This is a genomic window from Roseateles sp. GW821-FHT09H10, from assembly GCF_059415865.1.
Map to the genome: position 1 here is coordinate 1,067,075 of NZ_JBWKOB010000001.1, position 21,080 is coordinate 1,088,154.

The window sequence follows — 21,080 nt, forward strand, 5'->3', positions numbered from 1 at the left end:
CTAGTCAGTCGCGCACGTACACGCTCACACCTGACCCCAACGGCCCGTATGCAACCGCAGCGGGCCGTTCTCGTTTTCCGAATGCTGCAGGTTGCGCCCACCCCCACCGGATGGACTCACCATGTTGAAGCAACCGCAGCAAAAGTACCGCTCCTTCGCACCCGTCGCATTGCCGGACCGCACCTGGCCCGACGCCGTGCTGACCCGCGCGCCGATCTGGCTGAGCACCGACCTGCGTGACGGCAACCAGGCCCTGATCGAGCCCATGGACATTGCCCGCAAGCTGCGCATGTTCCAGCAGCTGGTGAAGATCGGCTTCAAGGAGATCGAGGTCGGCTTCCCGTCGGCATCGCAGACCGAGTTCGACTTCGTGCGCCTGCTCATCGAAGGCGGTCACATCCCCGACGACGTCAGCATCCAGGTGCTGACCCAGGCGCGCGCCCATTTGATCGAGCGCACCTTCGAGTCGCTGGACGGCGCGAAGAACGTCATCGTCCACGTCTACAACGCCGTCGCGCCCATCATGCGCCGCGTCGTGCTGGGCACGGACGAAGACGGCATCGTCGAGCTTGCGTCCTCGCATGCCCGCCAGATCAAGGAACTGGCCGCCGCGCGGCCGGGCGTGGACTGGCGCTTCGAGTATTCGCCCGAGATGTTCTCCGGCACCGAACTGGCCTTCAGCAAGCGTGTCGTCGATGCGGTGACGGCCGTGTGGGAGCCGACGCCCGAGCGCAAGTGCATCATCAATCTGCCGTCCACGGTGGAGCACAGCACGCCCAATATCTTTGCGGACATGATCGAGTGGATGCACCGCAACCTGGAGCGCCGCGACAGCATCGTGCTGTCTGTCCACCCGCACAACGACCGCGGCACGGGCACCGCGGCGGGCGAGTTCGCGCTGATGGCCGGCGCCGACCGCGTCGAGGGTTGCCTGTTCGGCAATGGCGAGCGGACCGGCAATGTCGACCTCGTCAACATCGCGCTGAACCTCTACACCCAGGGCGTGGACCCGCAGCTGGACTTTTCCGACATCGACGAAGTGCGCCGCTGCGTCGAGCACTGCACGCAGATCCCGGTGCACCCGCGCCACCCGTACGTCGGCGACCTGGTCTACACCTCCTTCTCGGGCTCCCACCAGGACGCCATCAAGAAGGCCTTCGCGGCCCGCCAGGAGGGGGAGATTTGGGACATGCCCTACCTCCCCATCGACCCCAAGGATCTGGGCCGCAGCTATGACGCCGTCATCCGCGTGAACAGCCAGTCCGGCAAGGGCGGCATCGCCTATCTGCTCGAGGCCGAGTACGGGCTGGAGCTGCCGCGCCGCCTGCAGATCGAGTTCAGCCAGGTCGTGCAGCGCGTCATGGACGACGCAGGCAAGGAGCTGACCGCAGCCGACATCTACGCCATCTTCGAGCGCGAATACGGCATCGGCAATGCCGGCGCCTCGGTCGTGCAGCCGCAGATGACCGAGGTGGCGGGCGGCGCGATGCGCCTGTCGGCTGAGGTCGTGCTGGGCGGCTGGATGGGCCATGTGCAAGGCGAGGGCAACGGTCCCATCGACGCCTTCGTCAATGCGCTGTCCTCGCGCCTGGGCCAGGACGTGCGCGTGCTGGACTACCACGAGCACTCCATCGGCAGCGGTGCCGACGCGCGCGCCGTGGCCTATCTGGAACTGCGTGTTGGGGATGTGACTCGCCACGGCGTGGGCATTGATGGCAGCATCGTGCGTGCGTCCATGCAGGCCATCCTGTCCGGCCTGTCTCGTGCGCCGGTGGCCGCTCCCCAGATTCGAGAGGAAAACGTGCGATGACCGACAAGCTCATCATCTTCGACACGACGCTGCGCGACGGCGAGCAGTCGCCCGGTGCGTCCATGACGCGTGAAGAGAAGCTGCGCATCGCCCGCCAGCTGGAGCGCATGAAGGTCGACATCATCGAAGCCGGTTTTGCGGCGTCGAGCAATGGCGACTTTGAGGCGGTGAAGGCGATTGCGGCGGCGGTCAAGGACAGCACCGTCTGCTCCCTGGCCCGTGCCAACGATCGCGACATCTCGCGGGCCGCCGAAGCCCTGGCACCGGCGCATCGGGCGCGCATCCACACCTTCATCGCCACCAGCGAACTCCATATGGAGAAGAAGCTGCGCATGACGCGCGAACAGGTGCTGGATCAGGCGACGTTGGCGGTGCGCTTTGCGCGCAACCTCTGCGGCGACATCGAGTTCTCGCCCGAGGACGGCTACCGCTCCGACATCGACTTCCTGGCCCGCGTCTGCGAGGCCGTCATCAAGGAAGGCGCCGGCACCATCAACATTCCCGACACCGTCGGCTATGCCATTCCCGAGCTGTACGGCGACTTCATCCGCCGCCTGCGCGAGAAGGTGCCCAACAGCGACAAGGCCATCTGGAGCGTGCACTGCCACAACGACCTGGGCATGGCCGTCGCCAACTCGCTGGCCGGCGTGAAGATCGGCGGCGCGCGCCAGGTCGAGTGCACGATCAACGGTCTGGGCGAGCGCGCTGGCAACTGTTCGCTCGAGGAAGTCGTCATGGCCGTCAAGACGCGGCGCGACCATTTCGGGCTGGACGTCGGCATCGAGACCTCGCAGATCGTGCCGGCTTCCAAGCTGGTCTCGCAGACCACCGGTTTCGTCGTGCAGCCCAACAAGGCCGTCGTCGGCGCCAATGCCTTCGCGCATGCCAGTGGCATCCACCAGGACGGCGTGCTGAAGGCCCGCGACACCTACGAGATCATGCGCGCCGAGGACGTGGGCTGGGCCGCCAACAAGATCGTGCTGGGCAAGCTGTCGGGCCGCAATGCCTTCAAGGCGCGGCTGCAAGAGCTAGGCATCGAACTGGAGAGCGAGGCCGAGATCAACGCCGCCTTTCAGCGCTTCAAGGATCTGGCCGACCGCAAGAACGAGATCTTCGACGAAGACATCGTCGCCCTCGTCATGGACGAGTCCGTCATCAACGACGCCGAGCATTACCGCCTGCTGTCGCTGGCCCAGCGCAGCGAGACCGGCGAGCGTCCGCACGCCGCGATCGTCTTCGCCATCGGCCACCAGGAGCACCGCGCCGAGAGCGATGGCAACGGCCCCGTGGACGCGACGCTGCAGGCCATCGAGTCGGTCGTGCAGTCGGGCGCAGAGATGCTGCTGTATTCGGTCAACGCCATCACCGGTGGCAGCACCGAATCCCAGGGTGAAGTGACGGTGCGGCTGCAGCATGCCGGCCGTGTCGTCAACGGCGTGGGTGCCGACCCCGACATCATCGTGGCCTCGGCCAAGGCCTACCTGAGCGCGCTGAACAAGCTGCAGAGCAAGGCCGAGCGGGTCGCGGCTCAAGGCTAGGCGCCGGGAGGCGCTGTAACCGCCGTGACCCCGGTCACGGCTGTCGCAATCGTTACCACGCGACGTGGAATCTGGCGCGTAAACGCCCCGCTGCTCTGGGGGCAGGGGGCCTGCCGCGCCCGCAGAATCACGGCCAGAGGTCACCCGCAAGCAGCGTGCGGGTGGGCTGGCGGCGGATTTGGGGCAGATCCCGATATCCCTAGCTTGTCAGCCAAGGCCTACTTGTGAGCGTTTGGAGCCCGCTGCGAAGCGAAAAGAGCCGGTGGCAAGCCTGGGTGAATTCACTTGAGGTATCTCACTTAAGTTCTTATCTTGTCGGTACTTTTGGCGTCACGTACACTGCCGCCCTGCGTTGGGGACCTCCGTTGAAGACATTTGCCGCCGCTTTCCTGAGCCTCGCCTTCCTGGCCGCCCTGCCTGGCGCCGCCACGGCTGCCGCCGACAACAGCAAATCCAAAGCCACCCGCACCGCTGCGAAGAGCGCCACCGCGCCCGCGCGCAAGTTGCGCTCAGTCGTGCTGCGCCGGGCCGCCCCCGTCATCCCGGCGGTACCGACCTTCGGCCAGGTCGCCGGCCTGCATCAGGTGGACGACCCGCTGGCCCTGAAGTCCAGCGTGGCCTATGTGCTGGATCAGGACACCAACGAGGTGCTGTTCTCCAAGAATCCCCAGGCCGTCCTGCCCATCGCCTCCATCACCAAGCTGATGACGGCCCTGGTGGTGGTGGAAGCCGGCCTGTCGCTGGACGAGAAGATCTCGGTCAGCGATGACGACATCGACACCGAGAAGTTCACGCGCTCCCGTCTGGCCGTCGGCACGACGCTGACGCGCGGCGACATGCTGCACCTGGCCCTGATGGCCAGCGAGAACCGCGCTGCCCATGCCCTGGGCCGCAACTATCCCGGCGGCCTGGAGGCCTTTGTCGCCGCCATGAATGCCAAGGCCCAGAGCCTGGGCATGGTCGACACCCACTATGTCGAGCCCACTGGCCTGTCCAGCCGCAACCAGAGCAGCGCCGCCGACCTGGCCAAGCTGGTCAACACGACCAGCCAGATGCCGCTGCTGCGCGACCTGTCCACCTCCCGCGAGGCGCGCGTCGCCCTGGGCAAGCGCATGGTGCAGTTCCGCTCGACCAATGGTCTGCTGGCCAACCCCTTGTGGGATATCGGCCTGCAGAAGACCGGCTTCATCAACGAGGCCGGCAAATGCCTGGTCATGCAGGCCAGCATGGCCGGCCGCAAGCTGATCATGGTGTTCCTGGATTCCAGCGGCAAGGCCTCGCGGATCGCCGACGCCGAGCGCATGCGCAAGTGGCTGGCCAGCCAGGGCGACACGGCGACGGCCTCGGCCAAGCTCTGAACGACCGTCCCCCATGCAAAAGCGGCGCCGAGGCGCCGCTTTTGCTTTCTGATCACGCTTTCGGGCCGAGCGCTGGGCCGCTCCCGAGCCGGCCCGCTGTGGCGATGTGCTTGGCGGTCAATCCGCCAAGCATCGCCGTCCCCTCGGGGGGGCGATCAGGCGCGCCAGCGTTCAGCGAGGCGCGACTGAGCGAGGGGCTTCAGTTCAGGCCCGGTGCCCGAGCGCCGACGAGATCTGCGCCGCAGTTTCCTTCAGGCGCACCACCCAACTCTCCTCCAGCCGGTCGGCCGGCGCGGAGATGGACAGGCCGGCCACCAGCTTGGCCTGGTCGTCGTAGATGCCGGCGGCCATGCAGCGCACGCCCAGCTCCAGTTCCTCGTCGTCGCGGGCAATGCCGCGCTGGCGCACCATGGCCAGTTCGCGCTCCAGCGAACCGATGTCGGTCAGGCTGTTGCGGGTGTGGCCGGACAGGCCGGTGCGCGTCGCATAGGCGCGCACGCGGGGGCTGTCGTCGCTGGCCAGGAAGAGCTTGCCGACCGACGTGAGGTGCAGGGGCGCGCGGCCACCGACGGCGCGCACGACCTGCATGCCCGAGCGTTCGGAATAGGTGCGCTCGATGTAGACGATCTCGTCGCCCTGGCGCACCGACAGATTGACCGGCTGGTGGGTGAACTTGTGCAGTTCGCGCATGGCCGGCAGGGCGGCGTCGCGCACGTCCAGGCGAGCCTTCACGAGGTTGCCCAGCTCCAGCATGCGCATGCCGAGGCGATAACTGCCCGCTTCGGGTCTGTCCACGAAGCGGCCCAGCGTCAGGTCATTGAGAATGCGGTGGGCCGTGGAGGGGTGCAGGCCCGTGGCCTCGGAGAGGGCCTTCAGCGAGACCGGATCCTGGTGCTGAGCCAGCACATCCAGCAGCGAGAACATGCGCTCCAGCACCTGGATCGCCGGGGTCTGCTGGGCCTCTTTGGATTTCATGCCGTCATTGTGGGGGAGATTGCCTGTGTTTTGTATGGCGAAAGCGGGCTTCAGGAGGTGGCAATTCGGGCTGGCCTTGCTGCTCGGCGGCCTGGGTGCGGCCCAGGCCGCCGAGCCGGCTTCAGCGCCGGCTGCCGCCAGCGAGAGCCGCTGGGGACGGGCGCCGCGCTTCTATGGCCGCATCACGGCCGCGGAGCTCGGCCTGGTCATCAACACGGCCGACCCCTATTCGGTCGCCGTGGGTGAGTACTACGCCAAGCGCCGCGGCATCCCGGCGGAGCAGATCCTGCGCGTGCAGCTGCCGCAGCGCCCCAGCCTCACGCGCGAGGAGTTCGCCGCACTGGACCAGGCCATCCGCAGCCAGATGCCCGAGCATGTCAACGGCCTGGCGCTGGCCTGGGTGCAGCCTTATGCCGTCGACTGCAACTCGCTGACCAGCGCCCTGGGCATGGGTCTGCAGGCCGGTGTCTGCGCGCAGTCCTGCGCCGCCACGCGCACCAGTCCCTACACGTCCTACTTCGGCGCCAAGCCCTGGCTGGTCATCGGCCTGCGGCCGACCATGCAGCTGGCCGCGCGCTCGGTGCCGGCGGCCATGGCCATGATCGAGCGCGGCATCGCCGCCGACCACACGCTGGCCGCGGGCAGCGCCGAGCCGGCCATGGCCTATCTGGCGTCCACGCCGGATGCGGCGCGCAATGTCCGCGAACGCCTGTTTCCGCCGTCCGGCGCGGTGCCGGGCGTGGCGGGCTTCGAGGTGGCGCGCGTGAAGAGCGATGCCCTGCCGGCGCTGCGCCGCACCCTGGTCTACCAGACCGGCCTGATACGCGTCCCCAAGCCGCTGGGCGGTGAATGGCTGCCCGGTGCACTGGCCGACCACCTGACCTCGGCCGGCGGCCTGCTTGACAGGGCGCCGGCCACCGAGGGCCAGATGAGCATCCTCGACTGGATCGATGCCGGCGCGACGGCCAGCTATGGCGCGGTCAGCGAGCCCTGCAACCATCTGCAGAAGTTCCCGCATCCGCAGATGCTGATCGCGGCCTATGCCCAAGGGCTGAGCGCCCTGGAGGCTTACTGGCACAGCGTGGCCTGGCCGGCTCAGGGGGTCTTCGTCGGCGAACCGCTGGCGGCGCCCTTCGCTGCCGTCCCAGCGCCCGCGCCGGCGTCAGCGACCACGCCCTGAGCTGCGGCCAGGCCGGCGCGCACAGCGCCTTCCAGCGTGGCGGGGTAGGGGCCAGCGATGTAGTCGCCGGCGGCCCACAGGCCCGGTGCGATGCGGCCCGGGGCCCGCGCCAGGCCAGGCGTGCAGGCAAAGGTGGCGCGCTTCTCGGTCAGCACCTTGTCGATGACGGGAGGCGTGGTCCACGCGATTTCGCGTGTCGCCTGGGCCAGCACGGCCTCGGCGCAGCCGCCGCGCGCCACCCAGGCCGCCGCGCCGCTGACGACAAAGGCGAAGCGCCCGGGAGCGCCGCCCAGGGCGCCATGGTCGAAGACGAACTGGGCGGGTGCGTCTGGCCCCTCGCGCAGGGCCAGCATCGGCGAGGGCAGGGCGCTGCCGGGGCTGTGCAGATAGACGGTGATGATGGGCTCGAAGCCCAGGGCGGCCGCGGTGGCCGACCAGGCGGGCGCGATGCCGGCCGTCATGCGCGCGGCCTCGACGCTGGTGCAGGCCAGCACGACGGCGTCGAAGGCCTCGCCGCCAGAGCCACAGTCCACGCGCCATCCGGCCTCGATCTTCTGCACGCGGGCGCCCAGGCGCAGGCGCTCGCCCAGCCAGGCGGTGGCCGGGCCGGCCAGCAGCTCGGACAGCGGCCGGCGGGGCAGCAGCAGGTCGGCGCTGCCGGGGCCGCTGAAGAGGGCGTCCTTCAGCACGCGCAGAAAGACCTGGGCGCTGGCCTGGGGCGCCGGCGTGTTCAGCGCGGCCACGCACAGCGGCTCGACGAGGTCGCGTTTCACTGGCGCCGGCAGGCTAGCGCACAGCTCGGCAACGCTCAGCTTCGCGTCGCAGCGAAAGCCGCGCGCCAGCCAGCTGCCGGCAGCCATCAGCAGGCCCAGACGTGCCGAAATCGGCCAGCCGCGATGCGCCAGCACGCCGCGCGTGAAGGCGATCAGCGGCGAGCCGGGCGGCAGGCGCAGGCCCGGCTCGCCGGGATAGGGCAGGGCCAGCGGCAGGCGCTTCAGCACCTGGCCGCTATCGACACCAAGGCGGGCCATCAGCGCCAGGCTTTCGCGATAGGCGCCGATGAGGATGTGCTGGCCGTTGTCGTAAGGCGGTTCACCCGCCACGCTGCGCGCCCGCCCGCCCAGCTGGGGCGCCATCTCGAAGACGGTGATGTCGTGGCCTGCATCGGCCAGCGCGACGGCCGCCGCGATGCCGGCCCAGCCGCCACCGACGATGGCGACGCGGCTCACTTGCCGCGCCAGTTGGTCTTCATCGCGATCCAGAGCTTGCGCACCGGTGTCAGCGCGATGCGCTGGTGCAGCACCCGGAAGTTCTCGCGCTCGATCTCGACGAGCAGGGCGCGGTAGATATTGGCCATCATCAGGCCGGGCTTCTGGGCCGCGCGGTCGACCTCGGGCAGCAGGGCCAGCGCCTCGTCGTAGAGGCGGTGCGCTCGCTCGGCCTGGAACTTCATCAGCGCGGTGAAGCGGTCCGAATAGCCCCAGGGCTTGCTGCGCAGCAGGATCTCGTTGGCCTTGACGCCGAACTGCTGCAGTTCGTGCACCGGCAGATAGACGCGCCCGCGCCGCGCGTCGTCGCCGACGTCGCGGATGATGTTGGTCAGCTGCATGGCCAGGCCCAGCTTGTGGGCGTACTCGACGGTTTGCGGCTGCGTGCGGCCGAAGATGGCGCTGGCGACCTCGCCGACGACGCCGGCCACCAGATGGCAATAGCGCGCCAGGCCGGGGTAGTCCAGGTAGCGGGTCTGCTGCAGGTCCATCTCGCAGCCCTCGATGACGGCGTTGAGGTGCTCCAGGCGGATGTCGTAGGTGGCGGTGTGCGGCATCAGCGCCTTCATGCACGGGTGGCTGGGCTGGCCGGCAAAGGCGCTGGCCACCTCCTTGCGCCACCAGGCCAGCTTGGTCGCGGCGACGCCGGCGTCGTGGGTCTCGTCGACGACGTCGTCCACCTCGCGGCAGAAGGCATAGAAGGCCGTGATCGCTGCCCGCCGCGGCGGCGGCAGGAACAGGAAGGCGTAATAGAAGCTGGAGCCGCTCGCGGCGGCCTTCTCTTGGACGTATTGCTCTGGACTCATGGTGCGGCCCGCATTGTCAGGGCGCGCCAGAGCAGGCGAGGGCCGTCCCAAACCCCAATTGAGGGGCGGTGCAGCAGGCTGTCGTGATGACGCGCCGCGATCTTGTCGAGGATGAGCAGGCCGCCCTGGACGACCAGGCGGAGTTCCCAGCCGGCGCGGCCGCGCAGGTTCAGGGCCAGAGGCGCACCGTCCAGCATCAAGGCCCGTGCCCAGGCGCACAGGTCCTGGATGAGGCGGCGGGCGGCAGGGCTGTCCTGGCAGGCCAGCACGCTGGCGGCGCTGGCGCCGTGGCGGTCGAGGTCGCTCTGGGGCACATAGAGGCGGCCGTTGGGCCCGTCGCGGCTGAAGTCCTGCCAGAAGTTGATGAGCTGCAGCGCCGAGCAGATGGCATCCGAGCGGCGCAGCGAGTCGGCGTCGTCCACGCCATACAGGCCCAGCAGCAGCCGGCCGACGGGGTTGGCCGAGCGGCGGCAGTAGTCCAGCAGCTGTTCGCGGTCGCGGTAGCGCGGCGGGGTCAGGTCCTGCTCGAAGGCGTCAATGAGGTCGTGCAGCAGCGGCGGCTGCAGGCGGTGCATCTGGCGCCCCAGCGGCGCGTAGACATGGGCCCAGCGCGACGACGGCGGCAGGCCGGCGGCCACGGCGGCCAGGTCGGCGCGATAGTCGCGCAGGGCCTGGATGCGCTCGGCGGTCGGGGCGTCGCCTTCGTCGGCCAGGTCATCGGCCGTGCGGGCGAAGTGGTAGATGGCGACGACCGCCGGCCGCAGGGCGGGCGGGCACAGCACGGAAGCGACGGGAAAGTTCTCGTAGTGGTCGACGCTCAAGCTTTTTCTCAAGTTCCGCTTGCAAAGCCGCGATGTTCCAGCGAAATTCGGCGAGGTTTGACAGTTGTCACAGGGTCTGAATACATTACTGACCCGCCGGTCATTAAATTTTAGGGCTGGTCGTTTCATCCCCGAGGTCTGCATGCCCCATCTTTTGCGTCTCGCGCCGCCCCTGCTGTCGGCCGCGCTGCTTTCCGCACTGTTGTCCGGGTGTGGCAAGCAGCCTGCTGCGCCAGAGCCGGAACGGGCGGTGCGCACGCAACTCGTCAACGCCGGCTCGGCCAGCCTCAGTCATGAGTATGCGGCTGAGGTGAGGCCTCGCACCGAGTCCCGCCTGTCCTTCCGCGTCAGCGGCAAGCTGCTGAGCCGCACGGTGAACCTCGGGGATGCCGTCAAGCCCGGCCAGGCCCTGGCCCGCATCGATGCCCAGGACCTGAAGCTGGCCGAAGCCGCCGCCAGCGCCGCCGTCATGGCCGCGCGCACCAACCGGGACCAGGCAGGCCAGGACTACAAGCGCTTTGTCGATCTGCAGCGCCAGGGTTTCATCAGCGCCGCCGAACTGGAGCGCCGCGACTCGGCCTTCAAGGCCGCCCAGGCGCAGCTGGAGCAGGCCAAGGCCCAGGCCGATGTGCAGGGCAACCAGGCCGGCTATGCCCAGCTGCTGGCCGACGGGGCCGGCGTCGTCACCGGCATCAATGCCGAACCCGGCCAGGTGCTGGCTGCCGGCACGCCGGTCGTCACCGTAGCCCTGGACGGGCCGCGCGACATCGTGTTCTCGGTGCCGGAAGACCAGATCGCCCGGGTCAAGGCTGCGGCGAGTCTGCCGGGCGCCTTGAAGGTGCGCCTCTGGGGCGGCGACAAGACCTGGCCGCTGACGCTGCGCGAGGTGGCCGCCGCGGCCGATCCGGTCACGCGCACCTTCCTCATCAAGGCCGACGCCGGCAAGCTGGACGCCAGGCTCGGGCAGTCCGCCACCGTCGTGCTGGACCTGCCGCAGCTGGCCGGCGTCATCAAGCTGCCGCTGGCGGCCGTGCTGCAGCAGGGCGGCAAGACTTCGGTCTGGACGCTGGATGGCGCGTCGATGACGGTCAAGCCGGTGCCGGTGCAGGTGGGCGGCGCCGAAGGCAACGACGTCATCATCGCCGGCGGGCTGAGCTCGGGCCAGGAGGTCGTCGTCGCCGGCGTGCATGTGCTCAACCCTGGCCAGAAGGTCAAGCGCTACGTTCCGCCGCGCACGACGGCGGCACCGGTGGCGTCCGCGGCTTCCGCAGCCTCACGCTGAGCCGGGGCTGCACATGAGTCCCGATATCACTAAGACGCCCCACGTCGGCGGTTTCAACGTCTCGCGCTGGGCGCTGGAGCACCCGGCCTTGACGCGCTACCTGATGGTGGTGCTGATGCTGATGGGCTTTGTCGCCTATTTCCAGCTTGGCCAGGATGAGGACCCGCCGTTCACCTTCCGCGCCATGGTCATCCAGGCCTTCTGGCCCGGCGCCACGGCCCAGCAGATGGCCGATCAGGTCACCGACAAGATCGAGAAGACGCTGCAGGAGGTGAACCATGCGGACAAGATCCGTTCGTACACCAAGCCGGGCGAGTCGCTGACGGTCTTCCAGGTCAAGGACAACACGCCGCCCAAGGACGTGGCCGACCTCTGGTACCAGGTGCGCAAGAAGGTGGGTGACCTGCGCTCCACGCTGCCCCAGGGCGTGCTGGGGCCGGTGTTCAATGACGAGTTCGGCGACGTCTACGGTTCCATCTACGCGCTGTCGGCCGATGGCTTCAGCCGCGAGGAGCTGCGCGAGCACGCCGACCGCGTTCGCCAGGCCCTGCTGCAGGTCAAGGACGTGGCCAAGGTCGAGATCTTCGGCATCCAGCCCGAGAAGGTCTTCATCGAGGTCTCGCAGAAGCGCCTGGCCCAGCTCGGCCTGGACTTCAGCCAGGTCATCGCCCAGATCGGCGCGCAGAACGCCGTTGAGGGCGCGGGCGTGCTGAACGCCGGCAGCGCCAACTTCCAGATCCGCGTGCAGGGCCAGTTCACGACAGCCCAGGCCTTGGCCGAGGTGCCCATCCGCGCCATCAATCCGCAGACCGGTGTGGCCAGCCAGATGCGGCTGGGCGACATCGCCGAGATCAAGCGCGAGTATGTCGACCCGCCGGCCACCAAGGTGCGCCACCAGGGCAAGGAAGTGCTGGCCCTGGGCGTGTCCATGGGCAAGGGCGGCGACATCATCGCGATGGGCAAGGCGCTGAATGTCGCGCTCAAGGGCATCGAGCGCGAGCTGCCGGCCGGCATCCAGCTCGAGCAGATCCAGGACCAGCCCAAGGCCGTCACGACCTCGGTCGGCGAATTCGTGCATGTGCTCATCGAGGCCGTCGTCATCGTGCTGGCCGTCAGCTTCATTTCGCTGGGCCTGCACACGCGGCCGCTGCGCATCGACATCTGGCCCGGCCTGGTCGTCGGCATCACCATCCCGCTGGTGCTGGCCATCACCTTCACGACCATGTTCTATTGGGGCGTGGGCCTGCACAAGATTTCGCTGGGCTCGCTGATCATCGCGCTCGGGCTGCTGGTGGACGACGCCATCATTGCCGTCGAGATGATGGTGCGCAAGCTCGAAGAGGGCTACGACAAGATGCATGCCGCGACGTTCGCCTACGACGTGACGGCCATGCCCATGCTGACCGGCACGCTGATCACGGCCGTGGGCTTTCTGCCCATCGGCCTGGCCAAGTCGACGGTGGGCGAGTACACCTTCGCGATCTTTGCCGTGACGGCCGCCTCCCTGGTCATCTCCTGGGTCGTGTCCGTCTATTTCGTGCCCTATCTCGGCGCGCTGCTGCTCAAGAGCAAGCCGGCCGCCGATGGCGAGGTGCACGAGCTCTTCGACACGCCCTTCTACAACCGCTTCCGCCGCGTCGTGCGCTGGTGCGTGGAGAACCGCTGGAAGACCATCGCCATCACGCTGCTGGTGTTCGCGCTGGGCATCGTCGGCATGGGCCGGGTGCAGCAGCAGTTCTTCCCGGACTCCAGCCGCCCTGAGGTGCTGGTCGACCTGTGGCTGCCCGAGGGCTCGACCATCCAGGAGACCGAGGCCCTGGCCAAGCGCTTCGAGGCGCGCATGCTGAAGGAGCAGAGCATTGCCACCGTGACGACCTGGGTCGGCTCGGGCGTGCCGCGCTTCTACCTGCCGCTGGACCAGATCTTCCCGCAGGCCAATGTGACGCAGTCCATCCTGCTGCCCAAGAGCCTGGCCGAGCGAGAGGAGTTGAGGAAGCGCTTGCCGGCGGTGCTGGCCGAGGAGTTCCCGGAGGCGCGCGGCCGCGTCAAGCTGCTGCCCAACGGCCCGCCGGTGCCCTATCCGGTGCAGTTCCGCGTGACCGGCGCCGACCCCAAGATCGTGCGCGACTGGGCCGACAAGGCCAAGGAAATCCTGCGCACCAGCCCGAACATGCGCGGCGTCAATGACAACTGGAACGAGAACGTCAAGACGCTGCGCCTGAAGGTCGACCAGGACAAGGCGCGCGCCCTGGGCGTGTCCAGCCAGAGCCTGGCGCAGTCGGCGCGCACGCTGCTGTCGGGCACCGTCATCGGTCAGTACCGCGAAGCCGACAAGCTCATCGACATCGTGCTGCGCCAGCCCAAGGACGAGCGCGCCGTCATCACCGACATCGCCAACGCCTATGTCCCGACCAGCACGGGCCGCGCCATTCCGCTGACGCAGATCGCCAAGGTCGAGTTCGACTGGGAGCCGGGCGTCATGTGGCGCGAGGGGCGCCTGTATGCCGTCACGGTGCAGGGCGACGTGGCCGAAGGCCTGCAGGGCGCCACCGTCACCAAGGAAGTCTGGCCCAAGCTGGACGAGCTGCAGAAGAAGATGCCGACCGGCTACGGCATCCAGATCGCCGGCGCCGTGGAGGAAAGCAGCAAGGGAACGGGCTCGATTGCCGCCGGCGTGCCCATCATGCTGTTCATCACCTTCACGCTGCTGATGCTGCAGCTGCAGAGCTTCAGCCGCGCGATGCTGGTCTTCCTGACCGGCCCGCTGGGCATCGCCGGCGTGGCCATGGCCCTGCTGGTGCTGAACCGGCCCTTCGGCTTCGTCGCGCTGCTCGGCGTCATCGCGCTGATGGGCATGATCATGCGCAACTCGGTCATCCTGATCGACCAGATCGAGCAGGACAGGGCCCGCGGCGTGCCGGACTGGTCGGCCATCGTCGAGTCGGCGGTGCGGCGCTTCCGCCCCATCGTGCTGACGGCCGCGGCGGCCGTGCTGGCCATGATCCCGCTGTCGCGCAGCGTGTTCTGGGGCCCGATGGCCGTGGCCATCATGGGCGGCCTCATCGTCGCGACCGTGCTGACCCTGCTGGCCCTGCCGGCCATGTACGCGGCCTGGTTCCGCGTCGTGCGGCCGAAGGAGGAGGAGCACAGCCGCCTCCACAGCCAGTTCGTGGACAGCGAAATCCCCGGCCCGGCCTGAGTGCCTTAAGCGCTGTGTTCCGGGCCGAGCGCAGGGCCTGCCTTGGGCCAGAGGCCCAAGGCCTTCCGTAGGCACAAGCAGTCCGCAGGGACTGCTTGTGTCCGACTCCAGTTCGCCGAGCCGGCCCCTCTGCGGCCGCTTTCGGCTCAATGCGGTAAGCAGCCTCGTCCCCTCAGGCACGCCTACGTGCAGTAGGGAGCGAATGGGCGAGGGGCATATTTGCTCTAGGGTTTTGCCGCCCCGCGCATCGGGGGCGGCAGGTAAGCCGCGCGAGGTCGCTACAATCGACGGTTTGCCGAATCGCCTATGGGGTTGCTTTCCAAGCAGCCCAACAAAAACCAACCCGTTGCGCGGGTGGCGAAATTGGTAGACGCACCAGGTTTAGGTCCTGACGCCTTCACGGGCGTGCCGGTTCGAGTCCGGCCCCGCGCACCATTGTTTTTAACCGTTCTCCCGAGTCCATCATGGCCGTCACCGTCGAAACCCTCGAAAAGCTGGAGCGCCGCATCACCCTGCACGTGGCGGCCGCTGACATCAACAACGAAGTCGAGTCGCGCCTGAAGAAGCTGGCACGCACCGTCAAGGCCGACGGCTTCCGCCCCGGCAAGGTGCCGCTGAACGTCGTCGCCCAGCGCTACGGCTACTCGGTGCAGTACGAAGTCGTCAACGACAAGGTCGGCCAGGCCTTCATGAGCGCCGCCAACGAGGCGCAGCTGCGCGTCGCCGGTGCCCCGCGCATCGAGCAGAAGAACGAAGCGCCCGAAGGCCAGATGGCTTTCGACGCCACCTTCGAGATCTACCCCGAAGTGAAAATCGGTGACCTGGCCGGCGCCGAAGTCGAGCGCGTCACCAGCGAAGTCACCGACGAAGCCATCGACAAGACCGTCGAGATCCTGCGCAAGCAGCGTCGCAGCTTCGCCCAGCGCGCCGCCGCCGATGTGGCCGCCGCCGGCGACCGCGTCACCATCGACTTCGAAGGCAAGATCGACGGCGAGCCCTTCCAGGGCGGCAAGGCCGAAGGCTTCCAGTTCCTGATCGGCGAAGGCCAGATGCTGGAGCAGTTCGACGCCGCCGTGCGTGGCATGAAGGCCGGCGAGAGCAAGACCTTCCCGCTGCAGTTCCCCGAGGACTATCACGGCAAGGACGTGGCCGGCAAGGAAGCCGACTTCCTCGTCACGGTCAAGAAGATCGAGTCCCAGAACCTGCCCGAAGTGAACGAGGCCTTCGCCAAGTCCCTCGGCATCAAGGACGCCACGGTTGACGGCCTGCGCGCCGACATCAAGAAGAACCTCGAGCGCGAAGTGAAGTTCCGCGTGCTGGCCCGCAACAAGGGTGCCGTCATGGACGCCCTGGTCGCTGCTTCGGAACTGGAAGTGCCCAAGGCCCTGATCGAGGGCGAGGCCGCCAACATGGTTGCCCAGGCCCGCGAAGACCTGAAGAAGCGTGGCGTCAAGGATGCCGACAAGGCCGAGATCCCCACCGATATCTTCAAGCCCCAAGCCGAGCGCCGCGTGCGCCTGGGCCTGGTGGTCTCCGAGCTGGTGAAGGCCAACAACCTGCAGGCCAAGCCGGCCCAGCTGCAAGCCCACATCGAAGAGCTCTCGCAGAGCTACGAGAAGCCCGCCGAAGTCATGCGCTGGTACCTGAGCGACCGCGAGCGCATGGCCGAAGTCGAGGCCGTCTGCGTCGAGAACAATGTCACGGACTTCGTGCTGTCCACGGCCAAGGTGACCGACAAGGCCCTGCCGTTCGACGAGCTGATGGCTGCCGGCAACTGATAGCCCCTGGCATCAGCGAGGGCGCCGTGCCGCGAGGCTCGGCGCCCTTTTGCTTGCAACCTCATAATCCGCCCCCATAACGGCTGATGCTGAATCTGTTTTCAAGGACCTGAATGAGCGCTCTCGACACCAACAACCTGGGGCTGGTCCCCATGGTCATCGAACAGTCCGGCCGAGGCGAGCGCGCCTACGACATCTATTCACGCCTGCTGCGCGAGCGGATCATCTTCCTGGTCGGTCCCGTCAACGACGGCGTCGCCAACCTGGTCGTCGCGCAGATGCTGTTCCTGGAAAGCGAGAACCCCGACAAGGAGATCTCGCTCTACATCAACAGCCCCGGCGGCAGCGTGTCGGCTGGCATGTCCATCTACGACACCATGCAGTTCATCAAGCCCCAGGTCTCGACGCTGTGCATGGGCCTGGCCGCGAGCATGGGCGCCTTCCTGCTGGCTGCCGGCGCCAAGGGCAAGCGTTTCTCGCTGCCCAATTCCAAGATCATGATCCACCAGCCTTTGGGCGGCGCGCAGGGTCAGGCCACGGATATCGAAATCCATGCGCGTGAAATCCTGAAGACTCGCGAGGCCTTGAATCGCATCCTGGCCGAGCGCACCGGCCAGTCCCTGGAGAAAATCCAGTCGGACACCGAGCGTGACTACTTCATGTCCGCTGCCGAAGCCCAGGGCTACGGCCTGATCGACCAGGTGCTGGAACACCGCCCCTGAGTTGTGAGGGGCCGTAACCGGCCCCCGGATTCGCAGCGAAATCGGGGCCCTTATCCCTACAAGGGCCCCGAGATCGTTTGGACTATCATCATTTCAGGCACCCGCCTGATCACTGGCATTCCCGAGCAGACCCCCATGGCCGACAAAAAAGGCACCTCCAGCGAAAAAGTTCTGTACTGCTCGTTCTGTGGCAAGAGCCAGCATGAAGTCAAAAAGCTGATCGCCGGTCCTTCGGTCTTCATCTGCGACGAATGCATCGAGCTGTGCAACGACATCGTCCGTGACGAGATCCCGGCGCCTGCCCCTGCGGCGCGCGCCGGCAAGTCCGACCTGCCCGTGCCGAGCGAGATCAAGTCCAGCCTTGACCAGTACGTCATCGGCCAGGATGTCGCCAAGCGCACGCTGGCCGTTGCGGTCTACAACCACTACAAGCGCCTGCGCCACATGAGCACGACCAAGGATTCGGTCGAGCTCTCCAAGAGCAACATCCTGCTGATCGGCCCCACGGGTTCCGGCAAGACGCTGCTGGCGCAGACGCTGGCGCGCCTGTTGAACGTGCCCTTCGTGATCGCCGACGCGACGACGCTGACCGAAGCGGGCTATGTCGGCGAGGACGTCGAGAACATCATCCAGAAGCTGCTGCAGAACTGCAATTACGACGTCGAGCGTGCGCAGCGCGGCATCGTCTACATCGACGAGATCGACAAGATCTCGCGCAAGGCCGACAACCCCTCCATCACCCGCGACGTGTCGGGCGAGGGCGTGCAGCAGGCCCTGCTCAAGCTCGTCGAAGGCACGATGGCTTCGGTGCCCCCGCAGGGCGGCCGCAAGCACCCGAACCAGGACTTCCTGCAGATCGACACGACCAACATCCTGTTCATCTGCGGTGGCGCCTTCGACGGCCTGGAAAAGGTCATCCAGAACCGCAGCGAGAAGTCGGGCATCGGCTTCGGCGCGACGGTGAAGAGCAAGAGCGAGCGCCGTGTCTCCGAGGTCTTCCGCGAGTGCGAGCCCGAGGACATCATCAAGTTCGGCCTCATCCCCGAACTGGTCGGCCGCCTGCCCGTCGTCGCGACGCTGGGCGAACTGACCGAAGACGCCCTGGTGCAGATCCTGACCGAGCCCAAGAACGCCCTGGTCAAGCAGTACCAGCAGCTCTTCGAGATGGACGGCGTCGAGCTCGAGATCCGCAAGCCGGCGCTGGCTGCCATCGCCCGCAAGGCCCTGGCTCGCAAGACCGGCGCCCGCGGCCTGCGTTCCATCATGGAACAGTCGCTGATCGACACCATGTTCGACCTGCCGGCGCTGGAAGGCGTCGAGAAGGTCGTGCTGGACGAACACAACATCGAGGACGCCTCGGCACGTCCCTTGCTGGTTTACCGCGAACAAAAGGCCAGCGCGTAAACCGCCACTGAGCCCTCCAACTTGCAATCGCCCCCTCAGGCCGCACATCGGCCTGAGAAAGAGAGGTCTTCATGTCCGGACATCCCATCCTCCCCGCCGACCCGATCACGCTGCCGCTGCTGCCGCTGCGCGACGTCGTCGTCTTCCCGCACATGGTCATCCCGCTGTTCGTCGGGCGCCCCAAGTCCATCAAGGCGCTTGAGGCCGCGATGGAAGCCGGCCGCCAGATCATGCTGGTGGCCCAGAAGGCCGCCGGCAAGGACGAGCCCAAGCCCGAAGACATGTTCGAGGTCGGTTGCGTCTCCAGCATCCTGCAGATGCTGAAGCTGCCTGACGGCACCGTGAAGGTGCTGGTCGAGGGCCTGCAGCGCGCCACCACCAGCTCCATCACCGAGCCGGGCGAGCACTTCGTTGCCGAAGTCACGCCCATCCCGCCCGAGACCGAGCATGCGCCCGAAGTCGAGGCCCTGCGCCGCGCCGTGACGCAGCAGTTCGACCAGTACGTCAAGCTCAACAAGAAGATCCCGCCCGAGATCCTCACGTCCATCGGCGGCATCGACGATCCGGGTCGCCTGGCCGACACCATCGCTGCCCACCTGCCGCTCAAGCTCGACGCCAAGCAGGCCGTGCTGGACCTGGCCGAAGTGGCCAAGCGCCTGGAGAAGCTGCTCGATCTGCTCGAGCACGAAGTCGACATCCTGCAGGTCGAGAAGCGCATCCGTGGTCGCGTCAAGCGCCAGATGGAAAAGAGCCAGCGCGAGTACTACCTGAACGAGCAGGTCAAGGCCATCCAGAAGGAACTGGGCGACGGCGAAGAAGGCGCCGACATGGAGGAGCTCGAGAAGAAGATCCTCGCGGCCCGCATGCCCAAGGAAGCGCGCAAGAAGGCCGACGCCGAGCTGAAGAAGCTCAAGCTGATGTCGCCCATGTCTGCCGAAGCCACGGTGGTGCGCAACTACATCGACACCCTGGTCAACCTGCCCTGGAGCAAGAAGACCAAGATCAAGCACGACCTCAAGAATGCCGAGGACGTGCTGAACGAAGACCATTACGGCCTCGAGAAGGTCAAGGACCGCATCCTTGAATATCTCGCGGTGCAGCAGCGCGTCGAGAAGGTCAAGGCGCCCATCCTGTGCCTGGTCGGCCCCCCGGGCGTCGGCAAGACCTCGCTCGGCCAGAGCGTGGCGCGCGCCACCGGCCGCAAGTTCATCCGCATGGCCCTGGGCGGCGTGCGCGATGAAGCGGAGATCCGCGGCCATCGCCGCACCTACATCGGCTCCATGCCGGGCAAGGTGCTGCAGTCGCTGACCAAGGTGGGCACGCGCAATCCGCTGTTCCTGCTCGACGAGATCGACAAGCTGGGCATGGACTTCCGCGGTGACCCGTCGTCGGCGCTGCTGGAGGTGCTCGACCCCGAGCAGAACCACACCTTCGGCGACCACTACATCGAGGTCGACTTCGACCTGTCCGATGTGATGTTCGTGGCCACGTCCAACTCGATGAACATCCCGCCGGCCCTGCTGGACCGCATGGAAGTCATCCGCCTGTCGGGCTACACCGAGGACGAGAAGGTCAACATCGCCCAGACCTATCTGCTGCCCAAGCAACGCAAGAACAACGGCGTGCTGGACGAGGAACTGGACGTCACCGAATCGGCCGTGCGTGGCGTGATCCGCTACTACACCCGTGAAGCCGGCGTGCGTTCGCTCGAGCGCGAGATGTCCAAGATCTGCCGCAAGGTGGTCAAGGGCATCCAGCTCAAGACCTACGACAGCAAGGTCGTCGTCACGGAAGACAACCTCCACGACTTCCTCGGCGTGCGCAAGTACGACTTCGGTCGTGCCGAGAAGAAGAACCAGGTTGGCCAGGTCGTCGGCCTCGCATGGACGGAAGTGGGCGGCGATCTGCTGACCATCGAAGCCACCGCCATGCCGGGCAAGGGCAACATCATCCGCACGGGTTCGCTCGGCGACGTGATGAAGGAGTCCGTCGAGGCTGCTCGCACGGTGGTGCGTTCGCGTGCCCGCCGCCTGGGCATCAAGGACGAGGTCTTCGAGAAGCGCGACGTGCACGTGCACGTGCCTGACGGCGCGACGCCCAAGGACGGCCCGAGCGCGGGTGCCGCGATGACCACTGCCTTCGTGTCTGCACTGACCGGTATTCCCGTCCGCGCGGATGTCGCCATGACCGGCGAGATCACGCTGCGCGGTGAAGTCACCGCCATCGGTGGCCTGAAGGAAAAGCTGCTGGCCGCGCACCGCGGTGGCATCAAGACCGTGATGATCCCGGAAGAGAACGTCAAGGACCTGCAGGACATTCCGGAGAACGTGAAGAACCAGCTCGAGATCGTTCCGGTGCGCTGGATCGAGCGCGTGCTCGAAGTGGCGCTGGAATCCGTGCCTGCGCCGCTGCCCGACGAGGAAGTCCCCGTTGCTGCGGCCAAGCCGGAAGACGGCGCTGCCAAGACCACGGTGGTGCCTCACTGAAAGTAGTGCGGCTGGCTTGTCTTCCGACCAAAAATTGGATTACAATGCCAGCTTCGCTAGATCGCAGAGATTGCTTGAAAGAGCAGGCAAAGCGTTCCAGAGAAATTGCAAAGCGCAAGCAATTGCGCCGGCAATGCGGGTGTAGCTCAGTTGGTAGAGCGCAACCTTGCCAAGGTTGAGGTCACGAGTTCGAGCCTCGTTACCCGCTCCAGTTTTTCAAAAGGGAAGCCCCGGCTTCCCTTTTTCGTCAAAGTCGCACCAACGGCTTTGATTTGGGTTTTACGGCGGCGCGGTAGCAAAGCGGTTATGCCCCGGATTGCAAATCCGGTTAGTCCGGTTCGACTCCGGACCGCGCCTCCAAAATAAACACCATGCGGGTGTAGCTCAGTTGGTAGAGCGCAACCTTGCCAAGGTTGAGGTCACGAGTTCGAGCCTCGTTACCCGCTCCAAGAA

At 66.9% G+C, this 21,080-nt stretch carries 14 protein-coding genes and 4 tRNA genes; 14 read left to right on the plus strand and 4 right to left on the minus strand.

Annotation, left to right across the window (positions count from 1 at the left end):
* The first annotated feature begins 121 nt into the window (after positions 1–121).
* The 3 genes from leuA to pbpG all read left to right on the plus strand — a co-directional run bounded on the left by leuA (position 122) and on the right by pbpG (position 4,706).
* On the plus strand, positions 122–1,810 hold the full coding sequence (leuA, locus tag AC07OY_RS04940; protein WP_495041411.1) for a 2-isopropylmalate synthase: 1,689 nt from the start codon (positions 122–124) through the stop codon (positions 1,808–1,810).
* Positions 1,807–3,348 carry a 2-isopropylmalate synthase gene (locus AC07OY_RS04945; protein WP_495041412.1) on the plus strand — a complete coding sequence of 514 codons (1,542 nt, stop codon included), beginning with the start codon at positions 1,807–1,809 and terminating at the stop codon, positions 3,346–3,348. Before leuA ends, AC07OY_RS04945 begins: the two co-directional genes overlap by 4 nt.
* Before the next feature lie 365 nt (positions 3,349–3,713).
* Positions 3,714–4,706, plus strand: a complete 993-nt coding sequence (gene pbpG / locus AC07OY_RS04950) for a D-alanyl-D-alanine endopeptidase (RefSeq protein WP_495041413.1) — start codon at positions 3,714–3,716, stop codon at positions 4,704–4,706.
* Between the two features lie 204 nt (positions 4,707–4,910).
* Here pbpG and AC07OY_RS04955 read toward each other — a convergent pair whose 3' ends face one another.
* Positions 4,911–5,681, minus strand: coding sequence for an IclR family transcriptional regulator (locus AC07OY_RS04955; protein WP_492693707.1), 771 nt, complete (start codon positions 5,679–5,681; stop codon positions 4,911–4,913).
* Between the two features lie 34 nt (positions 5,682–5,715).
* On the opposite strand from AC07OY_RS04955, the gene AC07OY_RS04960 reads away from it, so the two are divergent.
* Complete coding sequence (locus AC07OY_RS04960) at positions 5,716–6,861, plus strand: TIGR03790 family protein (protein WP_495041414.1); 1,146 nt, start codon at positions 5,716–5,718, stop codon at positions 6,859–6,861.
* Here the strand turns inward: AC07OY_RS04960 and hpnE are convergent.
* From hpnE to hpnC, 3 genes are read right to left on the minus strand one after another with little or no spacing between them, the layout of a single operon-like run.
* Positions 6,777–8,090, minus strand: coding sequence for a hydroxysqualene dehydroxylase HpnE (gene hpnE / locus AC07OY_RS04965; protein ID WP_495041415.1), 1,314 nt, complete (start codon positions 8,088–8,090; stop codon positions 6,777–6,779). The genes AC07OY_RS04960 and hpnE overlap by 85 nt on opposite strands.
* Positions 8,087–8,935, minus strand: coding sequence for a presqualene diphosphate synthase HpnD (hpnD, locus tag AC07OY_RS04970; protein WP_495041416.1), 849 nt, complete (start codon positions 8,933–8,935; stop codon positions 8,087–8,089). The genes hpnE and hpnD overlap by 4 nt, the downstream gene beginning before the upstream one ends.
* Positions 8,932–9,756 carry a squalene synthase HpnC gene (hpnC, locus tag AC07OY_RS04975; protein WP_495041417.1) on the minus strand — a complete coding sequence of 275 codons (825 nt, stop codon included), beginning with the start codon at positions 9,754–9,756 and terminating at the stop codon, positions 8,932–8,934. Before hpnC ends, hpnD begins: the two co-directional genes overlap by 4 nt.
* A gap of 250 nt (positions 9,757–10,006) precedes the next feature.
* On the opposite strand from hpnC, the gene AC07OY_RS04980 reads away from it, so the two are divergent.
* The 10 genes from AC07OY_RS04980 (at position 10,007) to AC07OY_RS05025 (ending at position 21,076) form a co-directional block, all read left to right on the plus strand.
* Positions 10,007–11,038, plus strand: coding sequence for an efflux RND transporter periplasmic adaptor subunit (locus AC07OY_RS04980; RefSeq protein ID WP_495041418.1), 1,032 nt, complete (start codon positions 10,007–10,009; stop codon positions 11,036–11,038).
* A 13-nt stretch (positions 11,039–11,051) separates the two neighbouring features.
* Positions 11,052–14,237, plus strand: a complete 3,186-nt coding sequence (locus AC07OY_RS04985) for an efflux RND transporter permease subunit (protein ID WP_495041419.1) — start codon at positions 11,052–11,054, stop codon at positions 14,235–14,237.
* Between the two features lie 348 nt (positions 14,238–14,585).
* Positions 14,586–14,672: transfer RNA gene (locus tag AC07OY_RS04990), tRNA-Leu, on the plus strand.
* A 29-nt stretch (positions 14,673–14,701) separates the two neighbouring features.
* Positions 14,702–16,015, plus strand: a complete 1,314-nt coding sequence (gene tig, locus AC07OY_RS04995) for a trigger factor (RefSeq protein ID WP_495041420.1) — start codon at positions 14,702–14,704, stop codon at positions 16,013–16,015.
* A 113-nt stretch (positions 16,016–16,128) separates the two neighbouring features.
* The gene (gene clpP, locus AC07OY_RS05000; protein ID WP_495041421.1) at positions 16,129–16,737 is read left to right on the plus strand and encodes an ATP-dependent Clp endopeptidase proteolytic subunit ClpP; all 609 of its coding nucleotides are present in this window, start codon (positions 16,129–16,131) and stop codon (positions 16,735–16,737) included.
* A 135-nt stretch (positions 16,738–16,872) separates the two neighbouring features.
* The gene (gene clpX / locus AC07OY_RS05005) at positions 16,873–18,141 is read left to right on the plus strand and encodes an ATP-dependent Clp protease ATP-binding subunit ClpX (RefSeq protein ID WP_439463518.1); all 1,269 of its coding nucleotides are present in this window, start codon (positions 16,873–16,875) and stop codon (positions 18,139–18,141) included.
* A gap of 71 nt (positions 18,142–18,212) precedes the next feature.
* A complete protein-coding gene (lon, locus tag AC07OY_RS05010) occupies positions 18,213–20,627 on the plus strand; it encodes an endopeptidase La (protein WP_495041422.1) in 2,415 nt (804 codons plus the stop codon).
* Positions 20,628–20,762: 135 nt separating this feature from the next.
* A tRNA-Gly gene (locus tag AC07OY_RS05015) sits at positions 20,763–20,838 on the plus strand.
* Positions 20,839–20,913: 75 nt separating this feature from the next.
* Positions 20,914–20,987 (plus strand) — tRNA-Cys (locus AC07OY_RS05020).
* 13 nt (positions 20,988–21,000) lie between these two features.
* Positions 21,001–21,076: transfer RNA gene (locus tag AC07OY_RS05025), tRNA-Gly, on the plus strand.
* The last annotated feature ends 4 nt before the right edge of the window (positions 21,077–21,080 follow it).